Genomic DNA, 14,303 nt, shown 5'->3' with positions numbered 1-14,303 from the left:
TCTTCAATCTTTGCCCGCCCGACATGTCTATATTCTGAATTTTGTCGGCGAACTCACCGGACGTGCGGGCCACCACGTCGTTCGTGCAGAGAAACAGGAACGGGAGGACCCGCCGCCGTCGCCCTCACACTCGGGACAACATTTATTCCCATCCTCGTATCATGTTTTCCGATAACGAGGTTCGTCGAGCGCACTCTGTGGGGGAGTGGGCCGGCGTGCGTTCGTGAACCACGGGAGACTCAACGAATGCCTTCGACATGCCCGAACTGTAGTGGAAGCGTACCGTCCGACGGCGACTTCTGTCCCAACTGTGGAGAGTCGCTGTCAACGAACTGCCCGAACTGCCGCGAGTCGCTCCCGGTCGACGCACAGTTCTGTGCCAACTGCGGGCAGGACTTGACCAGTGCCGGCGGTCACCAGGGGTCGGGATCGGACGCCGGGGACGGCAGTTGGCGGCTGCCGAACGACGAGTTCGCCAAACGCGTCGACGGGGCGGCACTCGACGGCGACGGACTGCTCGCCACGCTCAGCCGGCGAAAGGACGTCGAAATCGAGGCGGGGAACCGTGCGCTCCTGCTCCAGAACGGGAAACTCGTCGAGACGCTCGACCCCGGCAAGCACAGACTCGACAGTCTCGGCAAACAGATTCGGGAGCTCCGGTCCAGCCACGATCTCACGGTCGTGTTGGTTCAGGAGGGGCGAACCACCGTCACGCGCTCGTTCGACGACGTTCGGACGGCGAGTGACTACCTCGTCGACGTCACCGTCGAACTCGACGTAGGGATGCACGATCCCGAGACGTTCTTCCGGTCGATGATGGCGGACCGGGACGTGCTGACGACGGGAACGTTCAACGAGTTACTGGGGCGGGCGATTCGGAACGCACTCGAAGCGACCATCTCCGGGTACGAACACGAGGAACTGTACGGTAATCGGGAGGTCAAACGGCGAGTGTCCCGGGAAATCGAGAAGCAGTGTCGGTCGGTCCTCGAGAGCAACGGTCTCGAACTCGTCGAACTCGTCTCCTTCGACTACGACGACGACCGGGAGGAGATCCGACAGGGTCGCAAGGACGTCGATATCCGCGAGGAACGGGTGGGCATCAAGGAACGCGAGAGCGAACTGGATCGGCAGGACCGGGAGCGCCGGACCGAGGACAAGGTTCACGAGGAGGGCCAGCGCGTCCGACGGGAGTCGGCCGAGATGAACGCCGACCACACGCTCGAAGAGCAAAACCTCGAACAGCGACAGGATCTCAAGGACAAACGGCGCCGTCACGGCCACAAGGCCGACCGGGAGAACGTCGAACACGAGGAGGACGTCAAGACCCGACGGACCGAATCCGAAGTCGAGCGCGAGGATATCCGCCACGAACAGAACCTGAAAGAGCGGGAGCAGGAACACGAACAGGACGTCTCCGAAATCGAGGACCTGGTCGATCTCAAGCGGAAGAAAGACGAGCAGAAACTCGACAAGCAGGAGCGCAAACAGGAGATGGAGATGGAAAAGGAGAGCCACGAGGTGGACGTCGAGAAGGAGCGCCTCGAGGCTCGTGACGACGTGGACGCACAGACCCTCGCCAGCATGGACGACACGGACGAGGGGATGGTCGACCTCGCGAAGATGGACAAGGCGGAGAATCTGAACGCCGACCAACTCGACTCGCTCGGCGCCCAAGAGAGCGACGAACTGGCGAAGGCTCGCCAGGAGGCCAACAAGGCCGAGAAGGAACGTGAGCGCGTCGAGGACCAGAAGCAGTTCCGCGAGGAGATGAAGGACATGATGGAGGGGTCCATGGACCGTGTGGAACGAACCACCGACAAGGCGATGGACAGCATGGGCGGGGCCGCGGAGGCAGCGGCCGAGGACACCGCCGACAACGTCATCGTCAGCGGCGAGAGCGGCGACTCGTCCGGGGGCGACACCACCATCGTTCAGGGCGGTCCGGGCGGCGGCAGCGGTGACGGCACACGGGGCGACGGGGGTAGCGACACACGGGGCGACGAGCCCGAAAAGATCCTCGTCTGTCCCAACTGTGGCTCGGAGGAGCCCTACTCCAACGCCTTCTGCATGGACTGCGGGCAGGAGTTCCCCTGAGACGGAGTGGTGTAACTGTGTCCCGACCACGGGGCGGCGACGGCCGGACCTGACTCGGAACGAGCCGTCCGAGCGGGCCGGCAACCGACGGCCAGTCGGGGCTCACTCCCCGGTGATGAAGAAGGCGACCATCGTATCCTCCCACCGGGAGAACTGGACGTCGGCCACGTCGTGGTGGTCGAGGTAGGCGTTGATCTGAGACTCCATCTCCTCGATGCTCGTCGACTCGTACTGGAACTCCAGAACCTGCACCTGCATGCCCCCACCTCCGGACGAGGGTGGTATAGGCCTTCGGGCAGAACGAGGACCGTCGAATCGCCGTCGACGCGTGCGACATCGGAGCCGACTGAGGCGGGGTCATCCCCGAGGCGGACCTCAATTTTATGTATGACGTCGATTATCTCAGATTGCATGAGTTATCAGGCACCGGGGATGCTCGGAGGCGACGGTCCGGTGGACGATCGGATCGCCAGGACCGAAGTGTTGGCCCGGGCATTTGCCGACGCAGCAGGGGAGTTCTTCGAGCGCCGGAAGCGCTACGAGGACGCCATCGACGAGGCAGAGGATCGGAAAAATCGGATGAAAGTGATCGGAATCGGAGGGGTCGGGATCGGAATCTTCCTCCTCCTGTTCGGGGTGATCGGCGGGAACACCCCGTCGCTACCGTTGATCGGCATCGGTCTACTCGTCGCCGCGGGGAGCGGCGGCTACGCCTACACGCAGTATCAGGACGCGGTCGAGCGGATCGAGGAGAATCGACAGAACATCCGTCGGAACGAGCCGGACGGCGAGGTGTCGTTCGTCTCGCAGGTGACGGTTCCGTTCTATCTGGTTCCGTATCAGGAGCGGTTCATGATCTTCGACGGGCTGAATCAGGCGCCACGGACGCGACTGGAACTCGCGAACATCGACGGCGACGCGCTGACCGCGGAGGGTGAACGCCTCGAGGAACTGGTCGAGGACTACGAGGACAGCCTCGGCGGTTCGTCGGTCGTGTCGCCGGAGGCTGCGACGGCGTTCGCGCCGGACGTGGACGAACACGGCCAGCTCGAACGGCCGCTACTGGACCAGATAGACCGGATGACCGACATCGCGTCGGACGTCTCCCACGACGTGGTGGACGTGAACGTCCACGCGAACGACGCTCAGAGCCGGAGTATCGGCACGCTGGCGGAGCAGGAGCACTTCCAGCAGGGGAGCGACCTGCCGGTGGTGACGACCCAGCGTACGGCCGGCGAGAGCGAGGCCGAGGTAAACGAGATTCGGGGCGTCGAACAGGAAGCGGTGAGCGGTGACCTGCTCTCGCAGGCCCAGGACCAGCGGACGTTCGTCAACGAGACGGCGACATCGTTCGCGGAGCGGCTCCAGTCGAACGAGGGGACGGTGGACGACCACTACGACGACTACAGCGAGGCGGTCGAGGAGTCCGTTCACCGACACGTCTGTGCGGAGTGTCTCGCCGAACGCGTCGAGGACCTCGACGGCCGCCTCGACCTCGTGTCCGAAATCCTCAGTTCGGAGACGGGGAGCCTCGGGGCGGCGCTGAGCGACCGTGACCTCAACAAGGGGTACGACGGCCAGTTCACGGAGAGTATCCGAAATGACATTCAGCACGAAATTCCCGAACTCTCCGAATCGCTCAAGTGGGCGTACAACACGCTCCCCGACCTGGGTCCCGACGGTGGGCACTGTGAGATCCACGGCGACGTGGACACCGCCCGCGTCACGGACGGCGGGGCCGTCTTCGGCGAGACGTGGCGGAGCCTCTACTACGCGTTCCGCGAACCGATCATGGAGAGCGCCGACGACCTGGAACGCGACGCCGAGGAAGTCAGACAGAACAAGGAACAGAAGATGATAGACATGACACAGTACGAACAGATCAAAGAACGAGCCGAGCGACAGTACAATCAAGTTAGATCGGACTACGAGGCCGCGAAGACGGTCGAACGGAGGCTCTAACCATGTCGAGTAGCGACGTCGACGAGCGAAAGATCGGCAGGGCAGTCGCGAACGGGATGGAGGGGCAGATGGCCAACCTCCAGAACTCCCTCGACAATCTCCGTCGGGACCTGGCCAACAAACTCGACGACACGAACCGGGAAGTCAATCGGCTCAACGACCGAATCGAGGCGCTGGAACGTCGACTCACCGAAATCGAACAGACGAAGGCGGCGGCCCAGCGCGAGGCGATGGAGGGGCTGGTCGACGACCTCAAAGAACAGGTCGACGAGAAGCGCGCGGAGTTCGAACGGCGCCGAGGCGACATCCTCGAGGACTATCGCGGCAGTATCCGCCGGCTGAAGGACCGATTCGTCGGGGCCATCTCCGGCAATCGCGAGCAGTTCGAGCAGGTCGAATCGGAGGTGGCGGATCTCGAAGCGGCGCGGACGACCACTGCGGAGGCGGCCAGCCGGCTGAGTGACGGCTCGATCCGGGAGTACGACCGCCGACTGGACGCAGTCATCGAGAGCCGAAACGGCTTCCTCACCGCCATCAACGACTTCCTCGACGACCGCGAGGGTACCGCGAACACCATCGACTCGCTCCAGACGCCCGTCCCGGGGATGTCGGGGCTGACGACGGTTCAGGTTCCGTTCTGGGTGGTCGGCGTCGAGCGGAACGGAAACGAGGAGATTCGCGTTCTGCCGGTGCTGGCACGCGGCAGCGCCGACGAGGACCCGACCCGCGCCCAGCCGTACGTGAACTACCTTCGGGAGCATCCGACCCACAGTTACGGCGACATGGCGAGTGCGGTGACGGAGTACGTCCAGCGGGACGAGGTTCGCGACCAACTGGCCCGCCAGGACGGCGAGTTCGCCGATCCGGACATCCTCCGGCAGCGTGAGGAGACGCTCGACCGCTTCGTCGACGCGCTGGCGGAGTACCAGCTCGGCAACACGGGACGGTCGGAGGCGACCGAGCGGACAGCGGAGTCGGTGGAACGCCGGGAGGTTGCAGCCGATGCCTGAAGAGGCCAAGGGAGCGATCACCTCGGAGAAGGTGGAGACGGACAACACGAACTTCGCGACGGTCCGGGCCGACCAGACCTGTGAGGAGGTGCTCGTTCCCCGCGAAAACGCGTACCGACAGCTCAACTGGCAGGTCACCCTGGAGAAGGGCTCGATCTACAAGCCCCAGGAAGACGTCGGCATCTACGCCGACGAGGTGGACTGCAAGTACGGCGCCCAGATCCGCGGTGACGTGTTCGGCCGCAGTGCGGTCAGTCTCGAACACGGCGGCGCGGCCCACACGGGCGCCGACACGGACGGGGAGACGCCGGTCGTCGGCGCACGGATCGTCGGGTCGGTCGTCTCAGAGGGACAGGTCGACGTCACCGCACCGGGGTCCCGGATGGACGACTGGGAGCCGCGACCGGTCCGGGTGTACGGCGACGTGGTCGGCGACCACGTGACGGTCGACGAACCGACCGTCGTCTACGGAACGGTGACCGCCGAGACGACCCTTCGTGCGAACGCCCCGCTGGTCGTCGTCGGTGACGTCCGATCCGAGGGGATCCTCGAAGCGTCGGATCTCTTTGCCTTCTCGGTGAGCGCCCGCGACGACGTGACGCTCGGTCGCAACGTCGCGGTAGCCAATCCCGAGATTCGCTCCGACGAGGGGACGCTGACACTCGCCGACCGGGTCGGGGTCCTCACGCCGGAGCTTCTGGAACACATCCGGGCGAACAACGACGTCGACGCCGTGGGGCCGTGGGTGTTCGACGTGACGGCAGTCTGGGAGCGGTCGGCGCTGGTGCCGGCCGACGTGACCGACCACGACCAGGGACAGATCGCCAGCCGTGCCTGGCGGACCGTCGAGGACCCCGCCGAATCGCGGGAGCGGACGCGGAGGCTGTTCGCGTCGATGATCGAACGGACACGCAAACACCCCCCGGACATCGAGGAGTTCCGCTACGCGAGCATCGGCTCTGTCGGGGATGGCGGGACGGAGATCACCGTCGAGGGAGACGTGGTCGCGGGGGACCAACGGAAGGACGTCGATCGGAGCACGACACAGGTCGACCGGAGCACCGAGGTCAACGACGAGAGCACCACCGTCGAGGACAGCGTCGTCAACCGCTCGGACATCGGCGGGGAGGCGGGGGAGGAGGACTGAACGAATGCCCTACTGCGACGAACACAACGAGGTGTACAGCGGCCCCGAATGTCCGGCCTGTGCCGGCGAGACGGCCGCCGATTCGGGACCGACCGAGGGATCCGGAGGATCGGACCCCATCGGCGACGTCGTGGACGAGGCCGTCGGTGCCGCACGCGACGCCGTCGAGACGGCCGAATCCGACGGTGACGTGGTCGCGGGGAATCAGCGAAAGACCGTCGACCGGAGCACCACCGTCGTCGACGACAGCACGGAAATCCACGACCGGAGCACCACCGTCAACGACAGTATCGTCCAGGGATCGTCCATCGATACCGGCGAGGGTGACGGCGAGGGACGAACCGTCGTCGACGACAGCGTCGTCAAGGACTCCGAGGTCGGTGGCGGCGGTGAGACCGACGTCGCGGACAGCGTCCTCAGCGACGCGACGGTCGGTGGCGAACGCGTCGAGTCGGCGGTGGGTGACGGATCGTCGCCGGCGCCGGATTCCGACCCGGGCGCGGACCCGGTACCACCCGGAACCGACGACGACTCGGCGTACTGTATCTACTGTGGCACCGAAATCCCGGCGACCGCGGGGTTCTGTCCCGCGTGCGGGGAGGAACAGTGAGAACGTCCCAGAAGACACGTACGACCGATACGTAATGAGAGTGCAAACACGCCGCGACGGGAGCCGACCGATATGACCGACATCGTCACCGAACTCCGGACACAGGCGCTCGAATCGACGTACGGCGACGACCGGCGGGACGCCCTAGAGCGACTGGCGGAGCGGTACGACCGGACGGACGAGACCGGTCGCCGTGAGATCCGCCAGACGCTCGCCGACGTGGCCCGGGACGCCACACACGAGAAGGAGCGCGAACTGGCGCGGAACCGACTGGAGGACCTCTACGAGCGCGATTCGGCGGCCGAAGGAACGGTCGTCGACACCTACTGCTGGCTGGCCACCGAGGCGGACTACTCGAGCGAACGCGAGACGGCCCTCGACCGCCTCCGGCGAATCGGCCGTGGGGGCGTCCCGTCCGACCTTCGCGACCGGATCGCCGACACCTTCGAGACGGTCACCGAGGAGGCGGCGTACAGCGCCGAACGGGAGGCGGCCCGTCGGGGACTGTCGGAACTGCCCGACGAAGGGACAGCAGGCGGCAGTACGTCGGCCGGCGCCGACGTCGGGCGCGGCGACGCCTACCTCGCCGTCTCGCTCACCGAACATCTCGCGGCCGCACGAAGCGAGGGGGCGGACGCGTGTCTCGGCCGCGCCGAGGAACTCCACGACTTCGTCGACGAACACCCGGTCGACGACGACGCCTACGGCGAGGTGCGCGACGACCTCTCGTCGCTGGTCGATCAGTTGAGCGTCGTCGCCGACGGCCAGTCCGACCTCGGCGAGGAACGACGGGCGCAGGTCCAGCGGGTCGCCGACCGAACCAAGCGCCTGTATCTCCGCGAGTGACTGGCGACCGGCACGCCTTTGAGCACCGCTCCGGAACACGGTGCTATGCCAGACGACACGCAGGATAGCGTCAGCGTCGGGGTGTTATCGCTCCACAACAGCAAGGAGACGAAGGCAATTCTGAACGCAGTGGAGGACCTCGGGCACGATCCGGTGTGGCTGCGACGGGAGAACACGACCGTCACCATCGAGGACAGCGAAGTCACGGTCGACCCGGACGTGGACGTGGTCGCGAACCGACTCCTGCTCTCGACGACGGGCGACCCCGCCGAACTGCTGGGGCTGGCGACGACGTTCAACCGCATCCGACCGATGCTGAACGAACCGGACGCGGTGCTGACGGCGATTCACAAGTTCGCGACGGCGGCGACGCTCGCCGACTGGAACGTCCGCGTGCCGGACGCCTTCCTGGCGCTGTCGAACGACAGCCTCAATCGCGGCCGGGATCGGTTCGGCGACGTGGGCGTCTACAAGACGGCCATCGGCACGCACGGGGGCGGTACCTGGAAGGTTGACCTCACCGAACCCGTCAACCCACGAGTCGGCAACCGGCAGGCGTTCTTACAGGACCTGGTGGAACGCGACGAGGACCGCCACCGTGACCTCCGAGTGTACATCGTCGACGACGAAATCGTCGGAGCGATGTACCGGTACGCCCCGGAGGGCGACTGGCGGACCAACGTCGCCCTCGGCGGCGACGTGGCGGACGCGGGTGACGACCTGCCGGAGACGGCGGCGGAGACGGCACTGTACACGGCCGAGGTGATGGGTCTCGATTACGCCGGCGTCGACCTGATCGAGGGCGACGACGGCTGGTTCGTCCTCGAAGTCAACCCCACGGCGGGGTTCAAGGGCCTGTACGAGGCGACGGGGACGAGTCCGGCACCCTACGTAGCGAAACTGGCTATCGAACGCGCCGGTGGGGACGTCGACGACGAACGCGTCGAGACCCTCGCGGCGACGCTCGACGACTCGACGCCGGCCTGTAAACCCCGGATCACGCCCCCGGAACAGGAGGACCTCCCGGTCATCGGCTACATCGAGGACGTCATCGTCAGCGGCACGAGCGGATCGACGCAAGTGAAGGCCAAATCCGACACCGGAGCGACCCGGACCAGCATCGACACGAGCCTCGCCGCCGACATCGGTGCGGGACCGATCAAGAGCATGACGCGCGTGAAGTCGGGCAGTGTCAAGTCCGGGAAGGCCCGACCGGTGGTCGACCTGGTCATCGGCATCGGCGGCACCCAGCACACCGTCACCGCGAGCGTCGAGGACCGCAGCCACATGGACTACCCCTTGTTGCTCGGCCGTGACGTGCTGGAACACTACCGTGTCGACGTACGACGCCGCTCCGACGACGAGGAGCGAAGCGACGGGGAGTTGCTGGAGGAGTAAGCCACAGGGGTTTTGACACTCGTTCCGGAACTCGGAACGATGACTCCGCTCGAACTGGGCCTGCGTCTCGTCGCTGGCGTCCTCCTCATCCTGGCGAACGGCTTCTTCGTCGCTATCGAGTTCGCGCTCACGCGGGTGCGCCAGTACCCCGAATCCGAATTCGACACGCCGGCGCTGCGGCGGGCGTGGGAGATGACACAGGATCTGGAGATCTATCTGACGAGCTGTCAGGTCGGGATCACCGCCTCCAGCATCGCGGTCGGTATCGTCGCGGAGCCGGCGCTTGCCGCGCTGTTCGAACCCTTCTTCACCGGGAGCGCGCTGGCGTCGGTGGGGGCGGGCGCCCTGATCGCTTACGCGGTCATCAACCTGGTCCACCTGACCCACGGGGAGCAGACGCCGACGTACCTCGGCGTCGAGCGGTCGAAGCTGGTCTGTCGGTACGGCGCGCGCCCGCTGTACTGGTTCGCGTACCTCATCTCGCCGATCATGCGCGTCGGTGACGGCGTCGCCAAGGCGACGCTCTCGCTGTTCGGGATCGAGATGTCGGGCGCGTGGCTCGAAACCGAGGAGCAGGTGATCGAGTCGCGGGCGGAGCTACGCAACCGACTCGGCACCCTGCTCGACGAGGGTGATCTCACCGAGGAGCGCCGAGAGGAGGTACTGAACGCCCTCGCGGTGGACGAAGTCGCCGTCGAGGAGGTCATGACCGACGCCGCGGACGTGGTCGCCCTGCGGACGACGGCGTCGGTCGAGGAGAACCTGGACGAGATTCGCGAGACGCCGCACACGCGCTTCCCGCTGGTCGGCGAGGAGCCGACGGACTTCCGTGGCATCGTCTACGCGCCGTCCATCGTGACCCACTTCGAAGGCCTGAAGACGGGCGAGACGACGTTCGAGGACATCGCAGCTCCGCCGATGACCCTGTCGGCGGAGACGAACGTCAGCGACGCGTTCGACCAGTTCCAGGCCGAGGAGCAGGAACTCGCGCTGGTGCTTCGCGGCGGCGAGGTGGTCGGGGTGGTGACCGCCACCGACGCGCTCGAAGCCGTGATGGGCGAACTGGAGGACCCGCTCGACGTTGCCGACGATCAGTCCTCGTAGTAGTCCCAGACGTACAGCGTGCCGTAGGAGCGATAGGGTCGCCACGACTCGGCGACCTCACGCATCGCCTCGCGGTTCTCACAGCCGTACAGCGATTCGAGGCCGCGCCGGATCGCGAGGTCACCGAGGGGGAGGACGTCCTCCCTGGCGAGCACGAAGATGCAGTACATCTCGGCCGACCACGGACCGATACCGGTGATCGTGGTGAGTTCGTCGATCACCGCCTCGTCGTCGTGGTCGGCGAGGCCCTCGCGGGTGAGGTCACGGGTCTGGAATGCCTCGGCGGCGTTGCGGAGGTAGTCGACCTTGGTGCCGGAGAGCCCGGCGTCCCGGAGCGCGTCCCGGTCGGCGGCGAGCACCGTCGCGGGCGTCACCTCGCCGAGCAGGTCGAAGACGCGTTCGCGGATGGCGGCGGCGCTCGCCGTCGAGAGTTGCTGGTTGACGATGCTCACGACGAGGCGGCGGAACTCGTTCTCGGCCGGTCGGAGTCGTCGGTCACCGTACGCCTCGATCAGGTCGGCCATCACGGGGTCGCTTCGGAGGACGCGCTTCCAGCGAGTCATTCGTGATCCCCGGGCGCCAACGGATCGAATCGGTCGGGACGGGCGAACAGGCGGTCCGCGGCGGCGACGGCGCCCACCGAGAGGAGGAGCGTCGCGAGGATCAACGGAATGCCGGGATCGTACCGGAGCGGCGGGTGGTAGCCGAAGGCGTAGTCGAAGACGTCGTTCAGGAGGAGCGCACCGAGGGCGACTTTCAGCGCTCGGTCGGTCGTCCGACCGTAGTACGGGATCACCAGCGCCTCGGCGACGAACAACAGGTGGGTGAGGAGGATGCCCCAGTAGTCCCAGAGGGCGGCGCCGGCGAAGCCGAGGTACTGGTCGGGGTGGAGGTTGAGGGCGACGACGGTCCAGAGACCGTACTTGACCAGCCAGACGAAGGCGAAGGTGTGGAGGTAGACGAGCGGGGTGTTCGACGGGGCGTCACGGACGCGACGGCGCCCGAGGTTGGGGAGAAGCGTCGCGAGCGAGAGCGTCACGAGAGCGAGCGCGGTCGGCGAGTCCGCAAAGAGCGGGTAGAGGAAGGTCGGGAGATCCGCGAGCGAGACGGGCGTGGAGTGGACGTAGAAGCTGACACCCACGAGGAAGGCGGCGCCGTTGGCGACCAGCAACGTCGAGAGACTGGGCGCGTTGCCGAGGTAGTACTCCACGTAGCGCTCGGCGTCGAACGAAACCGTGACCATCGGTGGGTCAGAGGGCCGGCGGGGGTAAAAACTGTCGCGTCGCGTGGCTCGCCTCGTCGTTCGACCATTTAAGTGGGCGCCTCGCGGAGTGGAGAGTATGACCTCGGACGCGGCCTTCACGTACAACGGCGGGAAGGTCGCCCCCGGCGAACGGCAGAACCTCCGGTACGGCATCAGCGAGACGTATCTGGGCGACCCGGTTCGTATCCCCGTCACCATCGTCAACGGCGAGCGACCGGGCCCGACGATGTTTCTCTCGGCGGCCGCCCACGGCGACGAACTCAACGGTATCGAAGTGGTCCGGGAGGTGGCCTTCGAGTGGAACCTCTCGGAACTGGCCGGCACCATCGTCTGTCTGCCCGTGTTGAACGTCCCCGGATTCCTCACCCAGCAGCGGTATCTGCCCATCTACGACCGGGACCTGAACCGCTCGTTCCCGGGAAATCCAACCTCGACGAGTGCCAAGCGAATGGCCCACGCCATCTTCCGGAACTTCATCGAACCCTGTGATTTCGGCCTCGACTTCCACACGTCGACGCGGGGGCGGACCAACATGCTCCACGTCCGGGCGGACATGGGCAAACCCAGGGTGGCGAGGCTGGCGCACGCGTTCGGGGCGAGCGTCATCGTCGACGGTGCGGGAAGCGACGGGACCTTGCGGGGGGAAGCCACGCGCGCGGACGTGCCGACGATCACGATAGAGATGGGCCAGGCCCACCGATTCGAGCGCTCGCTCATCGACGACGCCCTCGCGGGTGTCGAGAGCGTCTTCGGGGAGTACGGTCTCCGCGACCACGATCTGGTCCGCTGGCCGGGGTGGCGGACGATCGTGACCGAGAAGACGTGGATCCGGGCCGACGCGGGCGGCATCGTCGACATGCACTACGAGCGAGGAAGTCTGGTCCGGGAGGGAGAGCGTATCTGCACCATCACCGACCCGTTCAAGGCCGACGGGACGCCGGTCCGGGCGCCTTTCACGGGCGTGTTGATCGGCGTCCTGGAGAATCCGGTCGTCTATCCGGGCAACCCCATCTGCCACCTGGTCGACCTGGACGAGGAGACGGCACGAATCGTCGAGCGACGACAGTCGAATCGATAATCGACGGAATCGAGAGTCAACGAGGGCGTGAGCGCGGGCGTGTGCCCCCGTGGCTGTACGTAACTTCTATACGACCCCGGTCCCGAGTCCCCGACGAGCATGAGTCAGTCCTATGATCGGGGCCTCATCGAGGACTTCGGCCGGTGGCGGGAGTTCTCGGCGGGAATGTGGGCCTGGATCTTCCACAAGTTTACCGGGTGGGTACTGGTCGGGTATCTGTTCACCCACGTGGCCGTCCTGAGCACGGCGCTCACGTCGGCGAGCGCCGATCCCGCGACGGTCGCGGCGAATCAGGACCTCTACACACAGACGATCCGGACGCTGGAGAGTCTGTTAGTCGTTCGAGTCCTCGAAGTCGGTCTGCTGGCAGTTGCGGTGTTCCACATCCTGAACGGCACCCGACTGCTCCTGATCGACCTGGGAATCGGTCTCGACTCGCAGGACCGGAGCTTCTACGCGTCGCTGATCCTGACTGGCGCCATCGTCGTCGCGAGCGTCCCCACCTTCCTCGCGGGGGTGTCGCTCTGATGGCCGAGCGCTACTCCTCGTTTACCGCGGGTGGCCGGCTGTGGCTCTGGCAGCGGATCACCGCCGCCTTCCTCATCGTGGTGCTCGCCTTCCACTTCTTCCTCCTGCACTTCGTCCACCACGCGGACGAGGTGACCTTCGGCATGAGCGCCGGCCGGATGCAGACGTGGAGTTACTACTCGCTGATGGTCCTCTTTCTGGTGACTGCAACGTTCCACGGCGTCAACGGCGTCTACAACGCCCTGATCAACGCGGGGCTGACGGGTGCCAAGCGCCGGGCCGTCAAGGCCGTGCTGGTACTGGCGAGCGTTCTCCTCCTCGTGCAGGGCTTCCGAACCGCGAACGCCTGGGCGGGCATCGACCTCCTCCCGATACTATGAGCACGCAACGACAGCAACCGGAGACCGAGAGTGAGGCGGACAGCGCGGAAACCGAGACGGCCCAGGAGCGACGACTCGGCGAGAAACGTCGTCGGGCCGAGGAGCGAGAACGCGAACGGGTCGAGGCCGAGGAGCGCGCCGCCGCCGACGCGGAGCGCTACCACCTGAAGGTGTTCCGCTACGACCCCGAAGTCGAGGGGAAACAGGAGCCGCGCTTCGACGACTTCCACGTCCCCTACGAGACGGGGATGACGGTGCTGGACGCGCTCATCTACGCGCGCGACGAGTTCGACGCTAGCCTCACCTTCCGACACTCCTGTCGGCAGGCGATCTGTGGCTCGGACGCCCTGTTCATCAACGGCCGCCAGCGCCTCGGCTGTCAGACGCAGCTGTCCGACCTCGACCAGCCGGTGCGGATCGAACCGCTCCCTCACCAAGAGGTGGTGAAGGATCTGGTCGTGGACATGGAACACTTCTACGACCAGATGGAGGCAGTCGAGCCGTACTTCCAGACGACCGACCGACCGGACGGCGAACTCGAAGAACAGCGACAGAGCCGGGAGAACCGGGAGAAGATCAAAACCTCCACCCGCTGTATCTGGTGTGGCGCGTGTATGTCCTCGTGTAACATCGCGGCGGGCGACAACGAGTATCTCGGACCGGCGGCGATCAACAAGGCCTATCGGTTCGCGATGGACGAGCGGGAGGGCGAGGACATGAAACAACGGCGCCTGGAGATCGTCGAGCAGGAACACGGTGTCTGGCGGTGCCAGACCCAGTTCTCCTGTACAGAGGTGTGCCCGAAGGACATCCCGCTGACCGAACACATCCAGGAGCTGAAACGTGAGGCAGTCAAGAGCAACCTGAAGTTCTGGTAAT

The 14,303-nt window shown here is 65.8% G+C and carries 15 protein-coding genes; 12 read left to right on the top strand and 3 right to left on the bottom strand.

All coding sequences use genetic code 11. The features are described from left to right. Nucleotides 1–246 precede the first annotated feature (246 nt). Nucleotides 247–2,097 carry a double zinc ribbon domain-containing protein gene (locus V8686_RS06845; RefSeq protein ID WP_379703219.1) on the top strand — a complete coding sequence of 617 codons (1,851 nt, stop codon included), beginning with the start codon at nucleotides 247–249 and terminating at the stop codon, nucleotides 2,095–2,097. 102 nt (nucleotides 2,098–2,199) lie between these two features. Here the strand turns inward: V8686_RS06845 and V8686_RS06840 are convergent, their stop codons facing one another. Beyond that, a complete protein-coding gene (locus V8686_RS06840; RefSeq protein WP_379703218.1) occupies nucleotides 2,200–2,355 on the bottom strand; it encodes a hypothetical protein in 156 nt (51 codons plus the stop codon). 153 nt (nucleotides 2,356–2,508) lie between these two features. Between V8686_RS06840 and V8686_RS06835 the strand changes: the two genes are divergently transcribed. The 7 genes from V8686_RS06835 to V8686_RS06805 all read left to right on the top strand — a co-directional run bounded on the left by V8686_RS06835 (nucleotide 2,509) and on the right by V8686_RS06805 (nucleotide 10,174). After that, the gene (locus V8686_RS06835) at nucleotides 2,509–4,059 is read left to right on the top strand and encodes a hypothetical protein (protein WP_379703217.1); all 1,551 of its coding nucleotides are present in this window, start codon (nucleotides 2,509–2,511) and stop codon (nucleotides 4,057–4,059) included. Between the two features lie 2 nt (nucleotides 4,060–4,061). Next, the gene (locus V8686_RS06830) at nucleotides 4,062–5,069 is read left to right on the top strand and encodes a hypothetical protein (protein ID WP_379703216.1); all 1,008 of its coding nucleotides are present in this window, start codon (nucleotides 4,062–4,064) and stop codon (nucleotides 5,067–5,069) included. Next, the gene (locus tag V8686_RS06825; RefSeq protein WP_379703215.1) at nucleotides 5,062–6,216 is read left to right on the top strand and encodes a hypothetical protein; all 1,155 of its coding nucleotides are present in this window, start codon (nucleotides 5,062–5,064) and stop codon (nucleotides 6,214–6,216) included. The genes V8686_RS06830 and V8686_RS06825 overlap by 8 nt, the downstream gene beginning before the upstream one ends. A 4-nt stretch (nucleotides 6,217–6,220) precedes the next feature. Further along, nucleotides 6,221–6,826, top strand: coding sequence for a zinc ribbon domain-containing protein (locus V8686_RS06820; protein WP_379703214.1), 606 nt, complete (start codon nucleotides 6,221–6,223; stop codon nucleotides 6,824–6,826). Between the two features lie 72 nt (nucleotides 6,827–6,898). Then, nucleotides 6,899–7,672 carry a hypothetical protein gene (locus tag V8686_RS06815; protein WP_379703213.1) on the top strand — a complete coding sequence of 258 codons (774 nt, stop codon included), beginning with the start codon at nucleotides 6,899–6,901 and terminating at the stop codon, nucleotides 7,670–7,672. A 45-nt stretch (nucleotides 7,673–7,717) separates the two neighbouring features. Next, nucleotides 7,718–9,070, top strand: coding sequence for a putative ATP-dependent zinc protease (locus V8686_RS06810; protein WP_379703212.1), 1,353 nt, complete (start codon nucleotides 7,718–7,720; stop codon nucleotides 9,068–9,070). Between the two features lie 39 nt (nucleotides 9,071–9,109). Next, nucleotides 9,110–10,174: a CNNM domain-containing protein gene (locus tag V8686_RS06805; protein WP_379703211.1), complete on the top strand. Its 1,065-nt coding sequence runs from the start codon at nucleotides 9,110–9,112 to the stop codon at nucleotides 10,172–10,174. Here V8686_RS06805 and V8686_RS06800 read toward each other — a convergent pair. Then, nucleotides 10,162–10,737 (bottom strand): DNA-3-methyladenine glycosylase family protein, encoded by a 576-nt coding sequence (locus tag V8686_RS06800; RefSeq protein ID WP_379703210.1) that lies wholly within the window; start codon nucleotides 10,735–10,737, stop codon nucleotides 10,162–10,164. The two genes, V8686_RS06805 and V8686_RS06800, sit on opposite strands and share 13 nt — an antisense overlap. Next, entirely contained in the window at nucleotides 10,734–11,417 is a 684-nt protein-coding gene (locus V8686_RS06795) for a DUF1405 domain-containing protein (RefSeq protein WP_379703209.1), read from the bottom strand. Before V8686_RS06795 ends, V8686_RS06800 begins: the two co-directional genes overlap by 4 nt. A gap of 97 nt (nucleotides 11,418–11,514) precedes the next feature. On the opposite strand from V8686_RS06795, the gene V8686_RS06790 reads away from it, so the two are divergent. From V8686_RS06790 to V8686_RS06775, 4 genes are all read left to right on the top strand, one after another. Then, nucleotides 11,515–12,516 (top strand): succinylglutamate desuccinylase/aspartoacylase family protein, encoded by a 1,002-nt coding sequence (locus V8686_RS06790; protein ID WP_379703208.1) that lies wholly within the window; start codon nucleotides 11,515–11,517, stop codon nucleotides 12,514–12,516. Between the two features lie 99 nt (nucleotides 12,517–12,615). Beyond that, the gene (gene sdhC, locus V8686_RS06785; protein WP_379703207.1) at nucleotides 12,616–13,044 is read left to right on the top strand and encodes a succinate dehydrogenase, cytochrome b556 subunit; all 429 of its coding nucleotides are present in this window, start codon (nucleotides 12,616–12,618) and stop codon (nucleotides 13,042–13,044) included. Beyond that, complete coding sequence (locus V8686_RS06780; RefSeq protein WP_379703206.1) at nucleotides 13,044–13,424, top strand: succinate dehydrogenase/fumarate reductase transmembrane subunit; 381 nt, start codon at nucleotides 13,044–13,046, stop codon at nucleotides 13,422–13,424. The genes sdhC and V8686_RS06780 overlap by 1 nt, the downstream gene beginning before the upstream one ends. Further along, the gene (locus tag V8686_RS06775; RefSeq protein ID WP_379703205.1) at nucleotides 13,421–14,302 is read left to right on the top strand and encodes a succinate dehydrogenase/fumarate reductase iron-sulfur subunit; all 882 of its coding nucleotides are present in this window, start codon (nucleotides 13,421–13,423) and stop codon (nucleotides 14,300–14,302) included. The genes V8686_RS06780 and V8686_RS06775 overlap by 4 nt, the downstream gene beginning before the upstream one ends. The last annotated feature ends 1 nt before the right edge of the window (nucleotide 14,303 follow it).

The sequence above is a fragment of the Haloplanus litoreus genome, assembly GCF_045690335.1.
Taxonomy (GTDB): domain Archaea; phylum Halobacteriota; class Halobacteria; order Halobacteriales; family Haloferacaceae; genus Haloplanus; species Haloplanus litoreus.
The sequence above is the reverse complement of the archived record's forward strand: the minus strand, read 5'-3'. Positions and strand labels throughout refer to the sequence as shown.

Excerpts from the sequence above, each read along its gene's own strand:
- V8686_RS06845 (WP_379703219.1), top strand. The coding sequence starts at position 247 with ATGCCTTCGACATGCCCGAACTGTAGTGGAAGCGTACCGTCCGACGGC.
- V8686_RS06840 (WP_379703218.1), bottom strand. The coding sequence starts at position 2,355 with ATGCAGGTGCAGGTTCTGGAGTTCCAGTACGAGTCGACGAGCATCGAG.
- V8686_RS06835 (WP_379703217.1), top strand. The coding sequence starts at position 2,509 with ATGAGTTATCAGGCACCGGGGATGCTCGGAGGCGACGGTCCGGTGGAC.
- V8686_RS06830 (WP_379703216.1), top strand. The coding sequence starts at position 4,062 with ATGTCGAGTAGCGACGTCGACGAGCGAAAGATCGGCAGGGCAGTCGCG.
- V8686_RS06825 (WP_379703215.1), top strand. The coding sequence starts at position 5,062 with ATGCCTGAAGAGGCCAAGGGAGCGATCACCTCGGAGAAGGTGGAGACG.
- V8686_RS06820 (WP_379703214.1), top strand. The coding sequence starts at position 6,221 with ATGCCCTACTGCGACGAACACAACGAGGTGTACAGCGGCCCCGAATGT.
- V8686_RS06815 (WP_379703213.1), top strand. The coding sequence starts at position 6,899 with ATGACCGACATCGTCACCGAACTCCGGACACAGGCGCTCGAATCGACG.
- V8686_RS06810 (WP_379703212.1), top strand. The coding sequence starts at position 7,718 with ATGCCAGACGACACGCAGGATAGCGTCAGCGTCGGGGTGTTATCGCTC.
- V8686_RS06805 (WP_379703211.1), top strand. The coding sequence starts at position 9,110 with ATGACTCCGCTCGAACTGGGCCTGCGTCTCGTCGCTGGCGTCCTCCTC.
- V8686_RS06800 (WP_379703210.1), bottom strand. The coding sequence starts at position 10,737 with ATGACTCGCTGGAAGCGCGTCCTCCGAAGCGACCCCGTGATGGCCGAC.
- V8686_RS06795 (WP_379703209.1), bottom strand. The coding sequence starts at position 11,417 with ATGGTCACGGTTTCGTTCGACGCCGAGCGCTACGTGGAGTACTACCTC.
- V8686_RS06790 (WP_379703208.1), top strand. The coding sequence starts at position 11,515 with ATGACCTCGGACGCGGCCTTCACGTACAACGGCGGGAAGGTCGCCCCC.
- sdhC (WP_379703207.1), top strand. The coding sequence starts at position 12,616 with ATGAGTCAGTCCTATGATCGGGGCCTCATCGAGGACTTCGGCCGGTGG.
- V8686_RS06780 (WP_379703206.1), top strand. The coding sequence starts at position 13,044 with ATGGCCGAGCGCTACTCCTCGTTTACCGCGGGTGGCCGGCTGTGGCTC.
- V8686_RS06775 (WP_379703205.1), top strand. The coding sequence starts at position 13,421 with ATGAGCACGCAACGACAGCAACCGGAGACCGAGAGTGAGGCGGACAGC.